Genomic DNA, 17,569 nt, shown 5'->3' with positions numbered 1-17,569 from the left:
GGGAGATAATAGTACACGCTGCAGTATTGGAAGCGGCGGCTTACGCCGCCGCGCCCTTGCAATTCAAGCCGAGACGGCCAGCTCCCGCCGTTCGCGGTCGGCGATGATCGAGAGATCAAGCACCTTCTGCAAATTCGCCGCGTGGCGGAAGTCCGGATCAGCAATGCCACCTTCCATGACGGCCTTGGCGAATTTTTCGTAATTCGTCGGCACCGGGTCGACATCGATTGTCTTCCAGATCGCCTTTTCCACATCGTCGCCGATGCAGGCCCGCAGGCTGGAATAGTCAGGCGTGTGAATCACCTCCAGCGCACCCTTGTCGCCGTGGATGCGCAGGCGCAGTTCGTTGAGATGGCCCGTTGCCCAGCGGCTGGCGTGAATGACGCCCATGGCGCCGTTTTCTAACTCGGCGGTCATGGTGAAGCTGTCATTGGCGTCGAGATCGTAGGCGCCGATCTTGTTGCCTTCATATTTGTCGAAGGTCTTCAGGCGCGTGAAGATCCGCTCCACATCGCTGCCCGCGCCATAGGAGGCGAAGTCGAGAATGTGGATGCCGACATCACCCAGAACACCGTTTGAGCCGTGCTTGGTGGAAAGCCGCCACAGCCACTTGCTCTCCGTCATCCAGTCGCCCCAGGCCTTGGAAACGAGCCAGCTCTGGAGATAGGAGGCTTCCAGATGGCGCACCTTGCCGATCTTGCCAGCCAGCACCATTTCGCGTGCCGCCTGCAAGGGGGCGACATTGCGATAGGTGAGGTTGACCATGGCAACAAGGCCCGCTTTTTCTGCGGCATCGGCCATTTCGGCGGCCTTGGCGTAGTTTTCCGCCAGCGGCTTTTCGCAGAAAACATGTTTGCCCGCCGCCAGAAGCTTGAGGCTGGTCGGGTGGTGGATGGCATCCGGCGTGACGTTTGCCGCCGCGTCGAACTCGCCCCAGGCAATCGCGTCATCCAGCGAGGTAAAGGAGAGTGGAATGTTGTGGCGAAGCGCAAAGCCCCGCACAACCACATCATCCACATCCACCGCAGCCACCAGTTCGACGCCGGGGATTTGCGAAAAATATGTGGCATGGTTGTTAGCCATGCCGCCGGTTCCGAGAATGAGAAGTCTCATGGCTGTTTACCTGTAACCTGCTTCGCCTGCCTTGTGCAGCTTGGGGCCGCGTTCTTCGATAGGCTCCAGCGCCTTGTCGACGGGAACGTTGGGGGCGTCATGAATGCTTTTCAGCGCGCCGACCGGATTATAGGCCCATTTCACCGAATTGCTGATGACCTTCTGTACATTGGCGTCGTGATAGGTCGGATAAGTCTCGTGACCGGGGCGGAAATAGAAGATGTTGCCTGCGCCACGGCGCCAGGTGAGGCCAGATCGGAAGACTTCGCCGCCCTGGAACCAGGAGATGAACACGGTTTCCAGCGGCTCCGGCACGGAGAACTGCTCGCCATACATCTCTTCGTTTTCCAGCTCGAAATGCTCGGGCAGGCCGGCTGCAATCGGGTGGCGCGGATTGATCGTCCACAGGCGTTCGCGTTCGCCCGCCTCACGCCATTTAAGCGCGCAGGGCGTACCCATCAGTCGCTTGAAAGGCTTGGAGAAGTGGCCGGAATGCAGGACGATGAGGCCCATGCCTTCCCAGACACGCTTGGCAACGCGCTCGACGATCTCATCCTGAACCGCACCGTGGTCCTTGTGGCCCCACCAGACCAGAACGTCGGTCTTGTCCAGACGCTCCTGCGAAAGGCCGTGTTCCGGTTCCTGAAGCGTGGCGGTGGTGGCGCTGATCTCAGGGTTGGTATTCAGCGCATCGGCAATGGTGTTGTGCATACCATCAGGGTAGATCGAACGCACCGTCTCGTTGATGTGTTCGTGGATATTTTCGCCCCATACAACGGTGTTGATGGTCATTTTCTTGCTCCTTGGTGAAAGCCGGAAGCTTGGGTGATCCGGCGAAAGTTAATTGTTCAGGCGGCGCCGCGCACGGGATTGCGCGCAAGGGCCTGGCCCTGCGCGTCGAAGCGGTGGATCTGCGCCGCATCCGGCACGAGAACGATTTTTTCTCCCGGCTTGCGGTCGGTCACGCCTTCCTCACGAACGACGATGGGTTCGCCAGCACCAATCTCGACATAGATGTAGCTGTCCGATCCCAGCATTTCCGAATGGATGATTTCGCCGTTCCAGCCGGTCTCACCGGCACCGATCGCAAGGTGTTCGGGGCGGATGCCGATGGTCGCGGCACCTTCGACTTCCGCATATTTGCCGGCAAGGAAGTTCATCTTCGGCGAGCCGATGAAGCCGGCAACGAAGGTGTTGACCGGGCTTTCGTAAAGCTCGAGCGGCGTGCCGATCTGTTCGACGCGGCCATCGCGCAGAACGCAGATGCGGTCGGCGAGCGTCATGGCTTCCACCTGATCATGGGTGACGTAGATCATCGTCGTGTCATGCATCTCCCGGTGCAGCTTGGCGATTTCGAGACGGGTTGCGACGCGCAGCGCCGCATCGAGGTTGGAGAGCGGTTCGTCGAACAGGAACACCTTCGGATCACGCACGATGGCACGGCCGATGGCGACACGCTGGCGCTGGCCGCCGGAAAGCTGCTTCGGCAGACGTTCCAGATAGGGCGTGAGCTGCAGCATTTCCGCTGCCGCCTCTACACGCTTGCGGCGCTGCTCCTTGTCGGCGCCTGAGAGTTTCATGCCGAAGGCCATGTTTTCGAATACGGTCATATGCGGATAAAGCGCATAGGACTGGAAGACCATGGCGACGCCACGCTTGGCGGGTGGCAGGCGGTTGACGGCTTCTCCGTCAAAGGAGAGCGTGCCGCCAGTGATTTCCTCGAGCCCGCAGATGAGGCGTAGCAGCGTGGACTTGCCGCAACCGGAAGGGCCGACGAAAACCATGAACTCGCCGGAGCGGATGTCCATGTCGATGCCCTTGATGACATCGAAGGCGCCGAAGGATTTGCGAAGATTGCGCAGTTGAATGGTGGTCATAAGTTTTCTCCTAGCCTTTGACGCCGCCGGCGGTGAGGCCGGAAATGATGCGTCGCTGGAAGATAAGAACGAGGACGACGAGCGGGGCGGTGACGATGACGGAGGCCGCCATGATCGTTCCCCAGGGGATTTCAAACTGCGAACCGCCCGAAAGAAGTGCGATGGCGACGGGCACCGTGCGCTGTTCGTTCGATGAGGTGAAGGTGAGCGCGAAGAGGAACTCGTTCCACGCCGCAATGAAGGCGAGGAGCCCTGTGGTGACGAGCGCCGGCCACATCAGCGGCATGAAGACCTGGGTGATGATGACCCATGGCGTTGCGCCATCGACGATTGCCGCTTCCTCGATTTCGATCGGCAGGTCGCGCATGAATGTCGTCAGCACCCAGACAGTGAAGGGCAGAGTGAAGATCATGTAGGAAAAGATCAGCGCGAGCGGCGTGTTGAAGATGCCAGCCCAGCGGATGAGTTCGAACAGGCCGGCGAGAACGGCGATCTGTGGAAACATCGAGACCGAGAGGATGGTGAGCAGAAGCAGCGAGCGGCCCCGGAAACGGACACGGGCCAGGGCATAGGACGCCGTTACCGCAAGGAACAGCGACAGTACGACGACTGAAGATGCAACGAACAGCGAATTGCCGAGATTGCGCAGGAACGTGCCGTTGCCGATGACGAAGTTGTAATTGGTCAGCGAGAATTCACGCGGCCAGTAGTTCACCTGGAACAGCGCTGAGCCGGATTTCAGGCTGGTCAGTATCGCGTAATAGAACGGGAATACCGAAATCACCATGATGACGGCGACCAGCGCATAAAAGGCGGTGGTTTTCAGGATGCTTGGCAGGGTCATCGCGAAGCTCCATCTGTGTTGACGCGCCCGAGCCACATATAAACGACTGTTATCGAGGCGATGATGAGGAACAGCATGGTGGAAGCGGCTGCGCCATAGGCGAACTTGTCGAAATCGAACAGGTTCTCACGCGCCAGCACCGACATCGTGCGGGTCTGGGCGTTATTCGGCGTCAGAATGTAGATGAGGTCAAAGACGCGCATCGCATCCAGCATACGGAAGATGACGGCAACCATGAGCGCTGGCCGGATCATGGGCAGGGTGACGCGGAAGAACACCTTGACGGGGTGGATACCGTCCACCTTCGCCGCCTCATACATGTCCTTCGGCACCATTTGCAGGCCGGCGAGAATGAGCAACGCCATGAAGGGCGTCGTCTTCCAGATATCGACAATGAGAACGGCGACCATTGCGGTGTCCGGATTGGCGGTCCATGCGATCTTGTGGGAGATCAGCCCGAGATTGAGGAACAGGTCGTTCAAGATACCGAACTGGTCGTTCAGCATCCACGCCCACATCTGCGCCGAAACGATGGTGGGAATGGCCCATGGAACGAGGATGGCGGCGCGCACCAGGCCGCGTCCCTTGAATTCCGCGTTCAGCACCAGCGCAACGATAAGGCCGAGAACGGTTTCGAAGCTGACCGAAAGGATGGTGAATTTCAGCGTGTTCAGAACCGCGCCCCACCAGGCGGGATCAGCCAACAGGCCGCGATAGATGGTGCGGCCGCTGCTGAGCGTGATCCAGGTGAGGTAGTTCTTGAAGCCAACGAATTGTGCGCCGTCGAGATTGGTCAGCGACGCGTCGGTGAGGCTGAACCAGACGGTGCGCACCAGCGGCCAGCCGGCCACCAGCGCTAGTACCAGAAACGTGGGGGCAAGGAACAGCCATGCGGATTTCAGGCGTTCCGACTGAAGGTCGGAGCCGGTGCCGGATGCCGCGACCGGTCTTTGAAGGGCGGTATCGTTCATGGGGATATCTCGCAGTTGGGGTGTGGGAAACGCTCAGGCGAGACCGCTTCCCACACGGGCCGGATTACCAGCCGTTGCCTTTGAGATCGGTCAGTTCGACTTCAAGGAGCTCAAGGTTTTCCGCCGCCGTGCCGTTGCCGGAGAGCGTGTTGTGCACGGCACCCCAGAATTTGGCCGAAACCTCGTTGTATTTCACCTTCGCCGAGGCAGAGGGGCGTGGAACGGCGGTCTGGAAAATCGGCTTCCATGTCGGCATGAAAGGCTGTGCGTCCGCGACATCCTTGTCGTCGTAAAGCGAGGCGATCGTGGGCATGTTGGAAAGCTGGATCGCACGCATCTTCTGGGTATCCTTTGATGCGAGGAACTTCACAAGTTGGATGGCAGCTTCTTGATCGTCGGAATATTTCGAAACGGCGAGGTTCCAGCCGCCGAGCGTTGAGGCGGGTGCCGCACCCTCTTCACCGGCCGGCAACGGCGTGACGCCGAATTTGCCCTTGATGGCACTGTCGGCACCGTTTCCAAGCGCATAGGCATAGGGCCAGTTGCGCATGAAGACGGAATTGCCGGTCTGCCAGACGCCACGTGCTTCCTCTTCCTTGTAGGCAAGCACGCCCTGCGGCGCGATGGTGCCGACCCAGCCCTTGGCGGCTTCGATCGCGGCTGCGGCTTTCTCGTTGTTGATGGAGATGTCGCCGTTGGTCTCAACGATATGACCGCCACCGGCTGATGCAATCCATTCCAGCGCGTTGCAGGTCAGACCTTCATAGGCGCTGCCCTGGAAGACGAAGCCCCAGAGGTCCTTCTGCCCGCCTTCGCGTTCCTTGTCCTGAATTTCCTTGGCGGTCTCGCCCAGTTCCTTCCAGGTTTTCGGCGGCTGCTTGCCGTATTTTTCCAGAAGGTCCTTGCGGTAGAACAGAGCGGGTGCATCGGTGAACATCGGCATGGCGACAAGCTTGCCGTCCACGGTCTGTGACGCCACGATGGAGGGGAAATGATCGCCAATGACATCCTTCGTCGCTTCGGTCAGATCCACGAATTGGTCGGAGAGCTGCGGCGCCCAGATCACGTCCGTCTGATAGACGTCGACATCCTTGTTGCCCGCGGCAAGCCATAGCCTGTACTGGCTGAACTGCTCACTGGACGATGACGGCATGGTGACAAGATTGACCTTGTGGCCGGTCTCTTTTTCGAAGGCGGCGATCCGCTCCTTGAAAAATGCAATGTTCTTGCCGGTCGAGTTGGCGGCGATGGAAAGTTCGGCCGCCTGCGCGGAAACTGCCGCAGACAGCACGCTGCCACACAGCAACAAAGTCTTCATGGAAATATTCATTGTCAAACTCCTCCGTTGACGCTTCCAATCATCCTCAAAATTGAAAGCGCTTTTGACTGGTGTGAAGTTCGCAAAAGCCGACAAATCTGTCAATACTCTTTCTTATGGCGTGGAAATTGGGCATCTTCGGGTGTTGCCACGGAGGGTTTGCCTTTCGAAACGGCGAACTGTAAGGTTTCAGGTGGGGATAAATTGAAAGCGATTTCAATTTTTGTCCGCTTGAAAAATCTGCGGCGGCGACGCATGCAGGAGCAAATTGGCAGAAAACATGAAGCTCAAGGAATTCGCAGAAAAGGTCGGGCTGTCGCCCACAACCGTCAGCCGTGCGCTTGGCGGCTATCCCGAGGTGCGTGAAGAAACGCGCCAGCGGGTGATGGATGCTGCGCTGAAATACGGCTACCGGCCCAATGTCAACGCGGTCAGGCTGGCAACAGGCAGGGCTGGCGCCATCGGTGTCGTGATGGGCCGTTCGGGCGGCGGGCATTTCTTTTCGGAATTCATGGGCGGCATGGCGACGCGGCTGGAAGGCGAAGAGACCGACATTCTCGTCAGCGTCACCGTCGACAATAACATTGAGGAAGAGCTCGCGATTTTCAGCCGGCTGGCGTCGAGCGGACGGGTGGATGGCATAATCGTGCATTCGCCGCGTCCGGAGGACGAGCGCATCGCGCTGCTCAATCGGCTGGGCGTGCCTTTCATCGTGCATGGCCGCTCGAAGACGGCGTTCGAGCACGCCTGGCTCGATATCGACAATCATGATGTGACGTATCGTCCGACAATCCATTTTCTGGAACGTGGCCACCGTCGCATCGCGATGATAAACGGCCCGACAGGCCGTACATTCGTGCAGGACCGCGAACAGGGTTTTCGTGATGCGCTCGCGACCCATGGCATCACGCCTGATCCGCGCCTCATGATGAGCGAGCATTTCAGCGAAGATGCCGCCTTCCGTTTCGCCCGCTCGCTGCTGGAGCAGACGCCGCGCCCGACCGCCTTCGTCGCCGGTGCGATGATGACGGCGCAGGGCGTCTATCGCGCGGCAACCCAGCTGGGACTGGTGATCGGCAAGGACGTGTCCGTCATCGCCCATGACGACGTGTTTCCTTACCTCACTCCGGAAAGCATGATGCCGCCGCTTTCCACCACCCGCTCGCCCATGCGCATGGCTGGCATGCGGGTTACAGACCTGCTTCTGCAGATCGTTGGCGGCCGTCCCGTCCGCGAGGTTCAGGAATTGTGGCCGGTCGAACTGATCTTGCGGGAATCGGTCGGTCCAGCCTGAGCTCGTCGCCATAGCTCACTGATTCCATTCCATTTTGTGAACGTCAATTGATTGCCGTTCGTCTTTCATCGCCTATACGGCAGCGTCATCTCGTGTATAATCGAAGCTGCACAGGCCTTTTGGAACAGGACCTGGGCCAGCGCGTTGAGGGGACGTGTTGAAGGAGGTGACCGATGTTTGAATTTTTAAAGCCGCAACAACAGACTGTGATCGATGATGTGGAGGCAACCGGTACCTATGCCGATGCGCTGCTCAACGTACCCAGCCCGGAACTGACCCGTTCCACCGCTCGCGAACACGGCCATGAGGCCCACTCCCGCGACTATTGCGAAAACCGCGATATTTCCCGCAGCTCGCTGGGTTTCGCCTGACCACTCGCAAAAGCTTCCCAAAAAAACGGAACTGACCGGCGTTTTCCTGCGTTTGCCCTGTACAATCCGCAGGGCGGCGCAATGAAACCGAAGGGACCTGACCGGCATTTGACCGATGGGCGAATTGGGTGTTGCGCCGCCTGAGGAGGGGCCGCGCGCTCGCGTCGTCCCAGCAGATGAAAGCGCATTTCGATTCCGCATTGGACGAAGCGCTTATATCCAGGAGCTGCAATGCCAACTCTTCCCGTTGAACCCTATCCAGACCCGCCAATGCCGGTGCCGCCACAGCCGGATATACCGCCGGTCAAAGAGCCGGAGCCCGAAAGGCTGCCGGACGAGGCGCCAAACCCCAATCCAGATGAAAACGACGGACCGCCCAAGGTATTGTAGGTTTCAGGCTTGTTCGAATTTCCTGCTGAGGAAGGCCGAGCCTTCAAGTCCGAACCGCCACGGATAATCCTGCGCGCGGCTTATGCCGATGCGTCTGCCGCTGGTAACGGCAGCGGCCTCCTTTGGCAGGCGGAGGAAAAACGGCGGGCGGTCCAGCGCTGCTCCGTCCATTTCTCCGGTAATGGCCAAGGCCTGACAAAGCCTGCCGGGGCCGGAACATAACAGTTTCAGTTTGTCAGTTCCTCGCCGCAGTTTCATCATGTCTATGCCGGTGAGGGGTTCGATGGCGCGCAGAAGCACGGCGGAGCCCGGAGCGCATACGAAGTTTGCGCACCAGTGAATGCCGTAGGAGCGGTAGACATAGAGATGGCCGGCCGGGCCGAACATCGCCTTGGTGCGCGGGGTCTGCCCATTGAAACTATGGGATGCCGGATCATCAGGATGATAGGCTTCGGTTTCCACGATGATGCCGCCGGTATTGCCAACGCGGAATTCCACGCCGATGAGGGCGCGGGCAACGTCAACGGGATCGCGCTGAAAGAAGCGCTCCTGCATTTCCGGGCCCAAGGCCTGATCCATCTGGAACCCCTTCTGCTCTGCCATCGTTGTGAATTCAGGTTTCAGTGTGTTGTCGCATCGGGTTACGCCGATGCTTTTTCAAATCGGAGGGCATGTCATGCAACTTTCTACGACCTATGTAAAACGGGATAACGGAGTGATTTCCGTGGAATTTGTCGGCAGCGACGGCGATCAGGTCTCGGTCCGCCTTGCCGACGGTCTTGATGGCATCGACGATGCGGAGGCCATCAAACGCGCGAGCGCGGTGATGGTTCAGCTGACGGCATTCGGAACGCGTCAAGGCGCCGATGCGCCGTCGCAGTTTTCCGCTCTCGGCACGGCGCAGGATGAAGCCCCGCACGGTCAGGCGAGCGCCCGCACATCGAAGGATCGTGACATTCTTGAAGAGGAACTGGAAGAGGGGCTGGAAGACAGTTTTCCGGCGAGCGACCCCGTCTCGGCAACGGTCACCTCGATCGCGTCGAGAAAAGGAGGGCTGTGACCTTGGCCAATGGTAAAGTCGCCCTCGTCACCGGCGCTGGCTCCGGCATCGGCCGGGCTGCTGCCCTTCATCTGGCTGCGAAAGGCTTTTCCGTAGGCCTTCTCGGCCGTACCGAATCTGAATTGCAGGCAGTGGAAAATGAGATTTCCGCCTTATCTGGCGCTTCTAAGGTCCTCGTCGCCGATGTGGCGGAAGAGGCAGCTATGCGACACTCCGTCGCAGAGCTTGCCGATGCTTTCGGCCGTCTGGATGTCGTAGTGGCCAATGCGGGCGTCAACGGCGTCTGGGCGCCGATTGACGAGCTGACGCCTTCGGAGTGGGACGATACGATCCGCATCAACCTGCGCGGCACCTATCTAACTATCCATGCCAGTGTGCCGCATCTGAAGGCGGCAGGTGGCGGCTCCATCATCATCGTCTCTTCCATCAACGGCACACGCACTTTCAACTCGCCGGGCGCTACCGCCTATTCGGTGACGAAGGCCGGGCAGCTTGCCATGGCCCAGCAACTGGCGCTGGAGCTCGGGCGTCATCGCATCCGTGTCAACGCGGTGTGTCCGGGCGAAATTGAAACGGCGATTGACGAAAATACCGACATACGCGGGCGCGACAGGACCGAAGTGCCAGTCCGTTTCCCGGCGGGTGACATTCCGGTCACCGGCGGGGTTGCAGGGACGAGCGAGGATGTTGCTGCATTGATCGGTTTTCTGGCATCTGACCAGTCGCGCCATATCACCGGAACGCCGGTATGGATCGATGGCGGGCAGGGGCTTCTTCGGTAACGGCAGTTCCATCACAGGCTTGTGTGCGTATGATTAACGAATGGGTAACGTCTGTTCACGAGACTTTGTCCTTGCGGGAGGTTGCCGCCATATGGCCACCTTCGCTAGTTAAGCCTCTGCCACAAAGGCGGGCAAATCGGGCGGGCAGAACGATCCATGGGTATGAATGCATTGCTGAACTTCGCAAGTGCGGGGCTGCGGCGCAGGGTAAAAGCGGGAATGAGAATAGCTGCGGTCGTCGCGATCGGCAGCGGTCTCGCCGCGTGCACCTCCATGGGTCTCGACAGCGTCAAAAAGGACCCGCCGAAGCTGTCATCCAAGATGATGGCGCAGATGTCTGCCAAGAGCATGCGCCCGGAAAGCCCGGTTCTCGTTCGCATTTTCAAGCAGGAAAGCGAGCTTGAGGTCTGGAAGATCGACAAGACCGGTAATTATGCGCTGCTCAAGACCTATCCCATGTGCCGCTGGTCCGGAAAACTTGGCCCGAAGACGAAGACGGGCGACCGGCAGGCGCCGGAAGGGTTTTATCATGTCTCCGCAGGCATGCTGAACCCCAATTCGCAATATTACGTCTCCTTCAATCTCGGCTATCCCAACCGGCTGGAATCGGCGCTTGGTTACACCGGCGAAGCGTTGATGGTGCATGGCGCCTGTTCTTCGTCGGGCTGTTACGCGATGACCGATCAACAGGTCGGCGAGATTTATGCGGTCGTGGCGCGCGCGCTGCAGGGCGGGCAGGACCGCTTTCAGGTTCAGGCCTATCCCTTCCGCATGAGCGCCCGAAACATGGTGGCGAATCGGGACGATCCCAATATGCCCTTCTGGAAGACGCTCAAGGAAGGCTATGACTATTTCGAGGTGACGCGCCGCCAGCCAAAGGTTTCCGTTTGTGGCCGGCGATACGTTTTTAACAGCGAATTTGCCGGCGGTGAGCCTGCCGATCCGCTGGCGGCCTGCCCACCTGCGATAAACCAGCCGGACCCCTTGGTGGCGTCGAAAATGGCCGAAGAGCAACAGAAATTTGCCGCCGCGATGAACGAGGGAACTTCTGCCCCGGTCAGCGCGTATGTAGACGGCGGCATGCACCCAAGCTTCCGTGCCATCCTGAAATCCAGTGGCGCAAAGGCCATGGCATCGCAGGTCTCCGGCACGAAGTACCCTATAAGCCGCCCCGAGGCGGCGCTGGCAGATCCCTTTGCCAGCGCAAGATGACGCAGATGAGGTTTTTCAATTGAACGACACGACAACGACCCGGCGAGGTTTCCTGCTTGGAGCGGGCGGATTGGCGCTGGCCGGCCTTGCAGGCTGTAACACCACCTCGCGTGAGGCCACGCGGCCAACAGCCCCGGCCGACGACCCGATGTATGCCTTGATGTACGGTCCGAAGCCCGACGAGCAGTTTCCGTTGCCGGAAATTCCCTACAAGCGGATCCCGCGCCAGTTCCTGCGGCAAATGGTGGAAAACCCCACCGGTGAGCGTCCCGGTATCATTGTGGTCGATACCGCCAACCATTTCCTTTATCTCACCTACGAGAACAACCAGGCCATGCGTTATGGCGTCGGTCTCGGCCGCGCGGGCTTCGAATGGGCCGGACGCGGCGTTATCCAGTACAAGCGTCAATGGCCGCGCTGGACGCCGCCCGACGAGATGATTGCCCGCCAGCCTGAGCTGGAACCCTATAGCGGCCGCAATGGCGGCATGGAGCCAGGCCTCAAGAACCCGCTCGGTGCGCGTGCACTTTATATCTTCAAGGACGGCAAGGACACGATCTACCGTCTGCACGGCTCGCCGGAATGGTGGACGATCGGCAAGTCGGTTTCCTCCGGCTGCGTGCGTCTGCTGAACCAGGATATTGTCGACCTCTATAACCGTGTGCCTGATGGTACGCCGATTGTGGTGACGGCGCTCGGGCCGGCACAGCAGGGTGTTCCTATCGGGCAGGCGGGCGTGCCCGTGGCGCAGTATGGCGGCGGCGTGGTCGGCGACGGCCTGTCGCAACCAATGCAGACCTATTGATAGACGAAATTTCCAGCCGCCTGAGTGGGCGGCTGGAAATGGCTAATGAATGAAGGCGCAATTACAGCGCTTCGATAATGCTGCTGCCGGCGCGATCTGCGGCAGCGACCTCAGGCCACGCGACGGGTAACGTCGCGGCTACCGGCACTTTCCATTTCCAGACGGAACCGCGATACAAGCGAGCGCAGCTTTGCCGTTTCGGCGGCGAGCATTGCAGAAGCCGCGGTGGATTGTTCCACCATGGCAGCATTTTGCTGGGTGGCGTGATCCATGGAGTTTACCGCCGCGTTGATTTCGGCAAGACCGGTCGATTGTTCGGTCGCCGATGTGGCGATGGCGTTCATATGGCGATCGATGCCGGCGATACGCTCGCCGATCTCCTTCAGCGCCGTGCCGGTGTCGAGAACCAGTTTCACGCCGCTTTCCACTTCCGTCGAGGATTGCCGGATATGATCGCGGATTTCGCTTGCGGCCTTTGCTGCGCGCTGGGCGAGATCGCGAACTTCCTGCGCCACTACCGCAAATCCCTTGCCGGCTTCACCGGCACGCGCGGCTTCCACGCCTGCATTCAACGCCAGAAGATTTGTCTGGAAGGCGATCTCGTCTATGGCGCCGACGATGCCGGTGATCTGCCGGGACGAGGTTTCGATGCGGCGCATCGCCTCTTCGGCATGGCTGACAACCTCCACAGATTTCAGTGCGCTGTGGTTGGCATCGGTGGCGGCGAGCCGCGCTTCGGCGGCACGCTTGTTGGCGTTTGAAACATTGACCGTGATTTCATCGAGAGCTGCTGCTGTCTGTTCCAGAGACGCTGCCTGATTTTCCGTGCGGCGGGAAAGATCGCCGGCACCTGCGGCGATTTCCCGGCTGCTGCCGTCAATGGTGCTGATGCCATCGGAAATGGCGAACAGCGTTTCGCCGAGTTGACGCACTGAGCTGTTGAAATCGTGACGCAAGGCCTCGAATTGAGGGGCAAAGGCCTGATCGAGCTGAAAGGCCAGATCGCCCGATGCCAGCCGCTTCAGTCCTGTCGCAAGACCGGAAGTGGCGATGCGCAGCCGCTCTGACGCATCGTCCTCCGCTTGCTGTCGCGCCGCCGCCTGATCGGCTTCTGCCTGCAGTCTGGCTGCTGCGGCCTGTTCTTCGAGCGCCCGATTGGCAATCGCCGCCTGCCGGAATATTTCGACCGCGCCGGACATGGAGCCGATCTCATCCTTCCGGTCCATGCCGGAAGGAGGTTGTGACGTGTCGCCGCTGGCAAGGATTTCCATCGTCTTCGACAGGCGCAGGATTGGACCCGTTACCGTTTTGCGGGTGAGGATAAAGAGGCCTACGCAGAAGAGTGTCGCCAGAACCAGCAGCCCTTCTAATACGAGCTCGATTACCGCCTTCGTCTCCTGGCTTTCCGCGACAGTTGCTTCGGAAAGCGCGTCGATCTGTTCGCTCGCCGTTTCCATCGCGGTTTCGAGAGTGGTGAACTGGCGCATGAAGTCCGGAATCATTTTTGTCGCCGCGCCCGGATCGGCGTTGACGAGGCCAACCACCGTTTTGGCGCTTTCAAGATAGGACTGAAGCGGTTTTTCAACGCTCTCAATAACGGCTTTGGCGTTCGTACCTTCGGTAAGCGCCTTGTTTAGCTTCAATGCTTCAAGGAAAGTGGCTTCATGTTCGGCAAGGTCGGCCTTTACCGCGTCGAACGACAGGCCCATCGTATCATTCGTGGAAAGAATGGCTGCCAGCACGTCTGAGCGCAGCGCATCGTGCATCATGTCGGCACGCATATGATTGTGAAGTATCTCGGCGGACCGCGATACATCCGTACTATTGCGATTGAGCGTATTCGTCGCCCAGATACCGACCCCCGCCGCGCTTCCGGTGATGGAAAAGATTGCAATGCTTGCAAATATAATTTTTTTCTGAATCGACGCCATGAGGCCATTCCCGCTCGGTTGGTTATACTACGGGAAATTAATAGAATATGCTTAAGAAATGATCTATTTTTGTTGCGGTCTTGATAAATGCAAAAAAAGGCTGCAATAGAAATTGCAGCCTTTTATTTATTAGAGATTTATACTTTTAATCCGCTCTTTTCAGCGCGTCGCCCAAGATCGAGACGATATCGTCGAAATGGGATTTTTCGGCGATAAGCGGCGGCGAAAGGGCAATGATATCGCCCGTGACGCGAATGAGCAGACCGCGCTCGAAGCAATCCACGAAAACGTCATAGGCGCGTGCGCCGATAGCTCCATCACGCGATTGCAGCTCGATGCCGGCGATGAAGCCGATGGTGCGGATGTCGATGACATTGGGCAGGCCCTTCAGCGAATGGATGGCGTCGTGCCAGACATCCTGCATTTCTGCCGCGCGGGTAAAGAGCCCTTCGTCGCGGTAGATGTTGAGCGTGGCGATGCCGGCGGCGCAGGCAACCGGATGTCCGGAATAGGTATAGCCGTGGAACAGCTCTATCTGGTTGTCAGGCCCATGCATCAACGCATCGTGCACCTTGCGGCTGGTAAAAACCGCACCCATCGGGATTGCGCCGTTGGTCAGCCCCTTGGCGGTGGTAACGATGTCAGGCGTCACGCCGAAGTAGTTGCTGGCAAAGGACGAGCCCATACGGCCGAAACCGGTGATAACCTCATCGAAGATCAACAGAATGCCGTGCTTGTCGCAGATGGCCCGCAGGCGCTCCAGATAACCCTTCGGCGGCACCAGCACGCCGGTGGAGCCGGCAACCGGTTCAACGATACAGGCCGCGATTGTTTCGGCCCCATGCAGAGCAACCAGCCGTTCCAGATCGTCTGCCAGTTCGGCACCATGCTCGGGCTGGCCCTTTACGAAGCTGTTTTTCGCCAAATCGTGGGTATGACGCAGGTGGTCGGCCGGGATTTGCGGAAAAACACGGCGGTTGTTGACAAGGCCGCCAACGGAGATGCCGCCGAAACCGACGCCGTGATAACCGCGCTCACGGCCGATCAGACGGCTGCGGGTGCCCTGACCGATGGCGCGCTGATAGGCGATCGCAATCTTCAGCGCCGTATCGACTGATTCAGAACCCGAGCCGGTGTAGAACACGCGGTCGAGCTTCGCGCCTTCCGGGCCAGGCGCGATTTCCGCCAGCCGCTCGGCGAATTCGAAGGCGACGGGATGGCCCATCTGAAACGAGGGCGCATAATCCATGGTCGAAAGCTGGTGTTTGACGGCGGATGCAATCTGGTGGCGGCCATGGCCGACATTGACGCACCACAGGCCAGCTGTACCGTCGAGAACCTGACGACCGTCATTGCTGGTGTAATACATGCCCTCCGCGCTCGTCAGCAGGCGGGGATTGGCCTTGAACTGCCGGTTGGCGGTAAATGGCATCCAGTAGCTGTCGAGTGAGGTGGAGTTGGATCGGTTGGGGTTGTCCATAACGGTTCTCCTGTTCGGTGCCGGTGATTGAAAGCTATTTTCCGGGCTGAACAAGCCCTTTTCTCGCTGTGGCCAAGCCATTGAAAATGTTATAGGCGGGAAAGGTAGTTTTCGATATTTCGAACAACGGCAACGGGGGATCACGCATGTCGGTGGATATAGGCGGGCGTTTGCGCCATTTGCGGCTGCGTCACAATATTTCCCAGCGTGAACTGGCAAGACGTGCTGGCGTTACCAATTCGACGATTTCCTTGATCGAATCCAACACCTCCAACCCGTCCGTCGGCGCGCTGAAGCGCATTCTCGACGGTATACCGATCGGCCTTGCCGAATTTTTCGCCTACGAGCCGGAGACCAGCCGCAAGGCATTTTACCGCGCGGATGAACTTGTCGAAATCGGCAAAGGACCGATATCCTTCCGGCAGGTGGGCGAAAATGTTTTCGGCCGCAGCCTGCAAATCTTGAAGGAATGTTACCAGCCGGGTGCCGATACCGGCAAGGTGCCACTGGTCCACGATGGAGAAGAGGGTGGTATCATCCTCTCCGGGCGTCTGGAGGTGACGGTCGACGAGGAGCGGCGGGTTCTCGGTCCGGGGGATGCCTATTATTTCGAAAGCCGCAGGCCGCACCGCTTCCGTTGCGTTGGTCCAGTGCCGTGCGAGGTCATCAGCGCCTGCACACCACCCACCTTCTGATTCTATGGCTTTCGCGTAAAGTCACGCCGGAATGGTGGTCGGACCGTTGCAGCCGGAGATAATATGGTCCAGCCGGAGAGATTTTCTACGAGCCGACCGAACTTTGATACGGGTTCCTGCCATTATTTTGCCGCTTTTGCGCCGCTTTTGCAATTTTTCCATCGCTTTTTCTTGGCGAAGTTGGCGTGCCGGCAAAAAAATCCCGGTTAATATGTCAAATTTTATATGCATTGCCACAATCTTGCTGCGCTGCAAAAAAATTTAATATTCTTCCTGACGCATGGCTGTTCTTGGCGTTCCTGTCTCACCTGATTAAGTCACAAGAAACATATAAGAAAAGACTATCTGTTGTCGAAAACGCAATACATGCGGGAGCGGCACCCATGCTCTCAACACATGGCCGCCGGCACATTTGTTGCTTTTTTATGCAACCGTTAATATTGCCCTGACGTTGATCGGCCGCTCTCGCAAGAAATCGCATAGACGGTCAGGGGCAATGTGCCTTACAAAAAATCCATTAGCATCAAATTCAGAACACAGACTTGTTATCTCTTTTAGACGGAAAGACACGCCTCCGGGCACCGACCAATCGCAAAACATAAATGGAGTTCTCTCTATGAAGTCCGCGACCCAATCGGCTGAACAGACACTCAGCAGTTCCGAAGACTTCGATGTCAGTTTCCCTATCGGGGGCATCGCAAAACGCAGCTTCGATATGACATCGGCCCTGCTTGCGCTGCTCATCTTCAGCCCGATTTTTCTGTTGATCGCCGCACTGGTGAAATTGTCCGATCCCGGCCCGATCTTTTATGGGCACCGGCGTGTGGGACATAATGGCCGCTATTTCCATTGCCTGAAATTCAGGACGATGGCGATGAACGGTGATGAAATGTTGCGGCAATATCTTGCCGCCAATCCGGAGGCTGCCGAGGAATGGCGTGCGACCCGCAAACTCAAGAATGATCCGCGCGTAACCGCAGTTGGTGCCGTGCTGCGAAAGCTCAGCCTTGATGAGCTGCCGCAGCTTCTCAACATCATCCGCGGCGAAATGAGCGTCGTTGGCCCGCGCCCCGTCGTCGACGAGGAGCTGAGCTACTACGAAAGCGATGCCGCCTATTACCTCAGCACCCGTCCGGGCCTGACCGGCCTTTGGCAGATCAGCGGCCGCAATGACGTAAGCTACAAGACCCGCGTGGCTTTCGACACGCAATATGTGCAGAACTGGTCGATGCGACAGGACGTCTTCATCATCGTCAAGACCATTCCCGCCGTGTGCCTTTCACGCGGAAGCTACTGAAAACCGATATTGAGTTTGGCTTTATCGATCTTTGTTTTGCCACGCACCCTGACCGGGATCCCAAGTCCGGTCTTTGGGTGCGTCATTGGTGCAAATCATAATGGCCGCTTTTTTGCGGCGCTGTGCAGC

The 17,569-nt window shown here is 58.6% G+C and carries 18 protein-coding genes; 9 read left to right on the top strand and 9 right to left on the bottom strand.

Annotated features, from left to right (window positions below; genetic code table 11):
- Positions 1–63: 63 nt before the first annotated feature.
- The 6 genes from ASD46_RS11865 to ASD46_RS11840 form a co-directional block, all read right to left on the bottom strand.
- Complete coding sequence (locus tag ASD46_RS11865) at positions 64–1,113, bottom strand: Gfo/Idh/MocA family protein (protein WP_003510934.1); 1,050 nt, start codon at positions 1,111–1,113, stop codon at positions 64–66.
- 6 nt (positions 1,114–1,119) lie between these two features.
- On the bottom strand, positions 1,120–1,905 hold the full coding sequence (locus ASD46_RS11860) for a ThuA domain-containing protein (RefSeq protein WP_003510932.1): 786 nt from the start codon (positions 1,903–1,905) through the stop codon (positions 1,120–1,122).
- Between the two features lie 56 nt (positions 1,906–1,961).
- Positions 1,962–2,990, bottom strand: a complete 1,029-nt coding sequence (locus ASD46_RS11855; RefSeq protein WP_013761592.1) for an ABC transporter ATP-binding protein — start codon at positions 2,988–2,990, stop codon at positions 1,962–1,964.
- Between the two features lie 10 nt (positions 2,991–3,000).
- Positions 3,001–3,834: a carbohydrate ABC transporter permease gene (locus ASD46_RS11850; protein ID WP_003510927.1), complete on the bottom strand. Its 834-nt coding sequence runs from the start codon at positions 3,832–3,834 to the stop codon at positions 3,001–3,003.
- Entirely contained in the window at positions 3,831–4,805 is a 975-nt protein-coding gene (locus ASD46_RS11845) for a carbohydrate ABC transporter permease (protein ID WP_013761591.1), read from the bottom strand. Before ASD46_RS11845 ends, ASD46_RS11850 begins: the two co-directional genes overlap by 4 nt.
- A 64-nt stretch (positions 4,806–4,869) precedes the next feature.
- Entirely contained in the window at positions 4,870–6,135 is a 1,266-nt protein-coding gene (locus tag ASD46_RS11840; protein WP_025595656.1) for an ABC transporter substrate-binding protein, read from the bottom strand.
- Positions 6,136–6,403: 268 nt separating this feature from the next.
- On the opposite strand from ASD46_RS11840, the gene ASD46_RS11835 reads away from it, so the two are divergent.
- From ASD46_RS11835 to ASD46_RS27465, 3 genes are all read left to right on the top strand, one after another.
- Positions 6,404–7,417 carry a substrate-binding domain-containing protein gene (locus ASD46_RS11835; protein ID WP_035200558.1) on the top strand — a complete coding sequence of 338 codons (1,014 nt, stop codon included), beginning with the start codon at positions 6,404–6,406 and terminating at the stop codon, positions 7,415–7,417.
- 173 nt (positions 7,418–7,590) lie between these two features.
- Complete coding sequence (locus tag ASD46_RS11830) at positions 7,591–7,788, top strand: hypothetical protein (RefSeq protein WP_003510923.1); 198 nt, start codon at positions 7,591–7,593, stop codon at positions 7,786–7,788.
- Positions 7,789–8,019: 231 nt separating this feature from the next.
- A complete protein-coding gene (locus ASD46_RS27465; RefSeq protein ID WP_013761588.1) occupies positions 8,020–8,178 on the top strand; it encodes a hypothetical protein in 159 nt (52 codons plus the stop codon).
- 3 nt (positions 8,179–8,181) lie between these two features.
- Here the strand turns inward: ASD46_RS27465 and ASD46_RS11820 are convergent, their stop codons facing one another.
- Positions 8,182–8,757 (bottom strand): DNA-3-methyladenine glycosylase, encoded by a 576-nt coding sequence (locus ASD46_RS11820; protein WP_013761587.1) that lies wholly within the window; start codon positions 8,755–8,757, stop codon positions 8,182–8,184.
- Between the two features lie 97 nt (positions 8,758–8,854).
- Between ASD46_RS11820 and ASD46_RS27360 the strand changes: the two genes are divergently transcribed.
- The 4 genes from ASD46_RS27360 (at position 8,855) to ASD46_RS11800 (ending at position 12,037) form a co-directional block, all read left to right on the top strand.
- Positions 8,855–9,238, top strand: a complete 384-nt coding sequence (locus ASD46_RS27360) for a hypothetical protein (protein WP_025595660.1) — start codon at positions 8,855–8,857, stop codon at positions 9,236–9,238.
- On the top strand, positions 9,235–10,020 hold the full coding sequence (locus ASD46_RS11810; protein WP_025595662.1) for an SDR family oxidoreductase: 786 nt from the start codon (positions 9,235–9,237) through the stop codon (positions 10,018–10,020). Before ASD46_RS27360 ends, ASD46_RS11810 begins: the two co-directional genes overlap by 4 nt.
- A 156-nt stretch (positions 10,021–10,176) precedes the next feature.
- Positions 10,177–11,232, top strand: a complete 1,056-nt coding sequence (locus ASD46_RS11805) for a L,D-transpeptidase family protein (protein ID WP_013761584.1) — start codon at positions 10,177–10,179, stop codon at positions 11,230–11,232.
- Between the two features lie 19 nt (positions 11,233–11,251).
- Positions 11,252–12,037: a L,D-transpeptidase gene (locus tag ASD46_RS11800; protein ID WP_013761583.1), complete on the top strand. Its 786-nt coding sequence runs from the start codon at positions 11,252–11,254 to the stop codon at positions 12,035–12,037.
- A 110-nt stretch (positions 12,038–12,147) separates the two neighbouring features.
- On the opposite strand, the gene ASD46_RS11795 is transcribed toward ASD46_RS11800, so the two are convergent.
- Both ASD46_RS11795 and ASD46_RS11790 read right to left on the bottom strand, forming a co-directional pair.
- On the bottom strand, positions 12,148–13,968 hold the full coding sequence (locus tag ASD46_RS11795) for a methyl-accepting chemotaxis protein (protein WP_003510912.1): 1,821 nt from the start codon (positions 13,966–13,968) through the stop codon (positions 12,148–12,150).
- A 145-nt stretch (positions 13,969–14,113) separates the two neighbouring features.
- Positions 14,114–15,448, bottom strand: a complete 1,335-nt coding sequence (locus ASD46_RS11790) for an aspartate aminotransferase family protein (protein WP_003510911.1) — start codon at positions 15,446–15,448, stop codon at positions 14,114–14,116.
- A 146-nt stretch (positions 15,449–15,594) separates the two neighbouring features.
- On the opposite strand from ASD46_RS11790, the gene ASD46_RS11785 reads away from it, so the two are divergent.
- Together ASD46_RS11785 and ASD46_RS11775 are read left to right on the top strand one after the other, a co-directional pair.
- On the top strand, positions 15,595–16,143 hold the full coding sequence (locus ASD46_RS11785; RefSeq protein ID WP_003510910.1) for a cupin domain-containing protein: 549 nt from the start codon (positions 15,595–15,597) through the stop codon (positions 16,141–16,143).
- A gap of 616 nt (positions 16,144–16,759) precedes the next feature.
- Complete coding sequence (locus ASD46_RS11775; RefSeq protein ID WP_003510909.1) at positions 16,760–17,440, top strand: sugar transferase; 681 nt, start codon at positions 16,760–16,762, stop codon at positions 17,438–17,440.
- Positions 17,441–17,569: the final 129 nt, after the last annotated feature.

The organism is Rhizobium sp. Root491, from assembly GCF_001427205.1.
GTDB lineage: Bacteria > Pseudomonadota > Alphaproteobacteria > Rhizobiales > Rhizobiaceae > Agrobacterium > Agrobacterium tumefaciens.
Note: the sequence above shows the minus strand (reverse complement) of the source record. Positions and strands in the feature narration are given on the sequence as shown.

Bases quoted from the DNA above. Each gene is read 5' to 3' on its own strand.
- ASD46_RS11865 (WP_003510934.1), bottom strand. From the start codon at position 1,113: ATGAGACTTCTCATTCTCGGAACCGGCGGCATGGCTAACAACCATGCC.
- ASD46_RS11860 (WP_003510932.1), bottom strand. From the start codon at position 1,905: ATGACCATCAACACCGTTGTATGGGGCGAAAATATCCACGAACACATC.
- ASD46_RS11855 (WP_013761592.1), bottom strand. From the start codon at position 2,990: ATGACCACCATTCAACTGCGCAATCTTCGCAAATCCTTCGGCGCCTTC.
- ASD46_RS11850 (WP_003510927.1), bottom strand. From the start codon at position 3,834: ATGACCCTGCCAAGCATCCTGAAAACCACCGCCTTTTATGCGCTGGTC.
- ASD46_RS11845 (WP_013761591.1), bottom strand. From the start codon at position 4,805: ATGAACGATACCGCCCTTCAAAGACCGGTCGCGGCATCCGGCACCGGC.
- ASD46_RS11840 (WP_025595656.1), bottom strand. From the start codon at position 6,135: ATGAATATTTCCATGAAGACTTTGTTGCTGTGTGGCAGCGTGCTGTCT.
- ASD46_RS11835 (WP_035200558.1), top strand. From the start codon at position 6,404: ATGAAGCTCAAGGAATTCGCAGAAAAGGTCGGGCTGTCGCCCACAACC.
- ASD46_RS11830 (WP_003510923.1), top strand. From the start codon at position 7,591: ATGTTTGAATTTTTAAAGCCGCAACAACAGACTGTGATCGATGATGTG.
- ASD46_RS27465 (WP_013761588.1), top strand. From the start codon at position 8,020: ATGCCAACTCTTCCCGTTGAACCCTATCCAGACCCGCCAATGCCGGTG.
- ASD46_RS11820 (WP_013761587.1), bottom strand. From the start codon at position 8,757: ATGGATCAGGCCTTGGGCCCGGAAATGCAGGAGCGCTTCTTTCAGCGC.
- ASD46_RS27360 (WP_025595660.1), top strand. From the start codon at position 8,855: ATGCAACTTTCTACGACCTATGTAAAACGGGATAACGGAGTGATTTCC.
- ASD46_RS11805 (WP_013761584.1), top strand. From the start codon at position 10,177: ATGGGTATGAATGCATTGCTGAACTTCGCAAGTGCGGGGCTGCGGCGC.
- ASD46_RS11795 (WP_003510912.1), bottom strand. From the start codon at position 13,968: ATGGCGTCGATTCAGAAAAAAATTATATTTGCAAGCATTGCAATCTTT.
- ASD46_RS11790 (WP_003510911.1), bottom strand. From the start codon at position 15,448: ATGGACAACCCCAACCGATCCAACTCCACCTCACTCGACAGCTACTGG.
- ASD46_RS11785 (WP_003510910.1), top strand. From the start codon at position 15,595: ATGTCGGTGGATATAGGCGGGCGTTTGCGCCATTTGCGGCTGCGTCAC.
- ASD46_RS11775 (WP_003510909.1), top strand. From the start codon at position 16,760: ATGAAGTCCGCGACCCAATCGGCTGAACAGACACTCAGCAGTTCCGAA.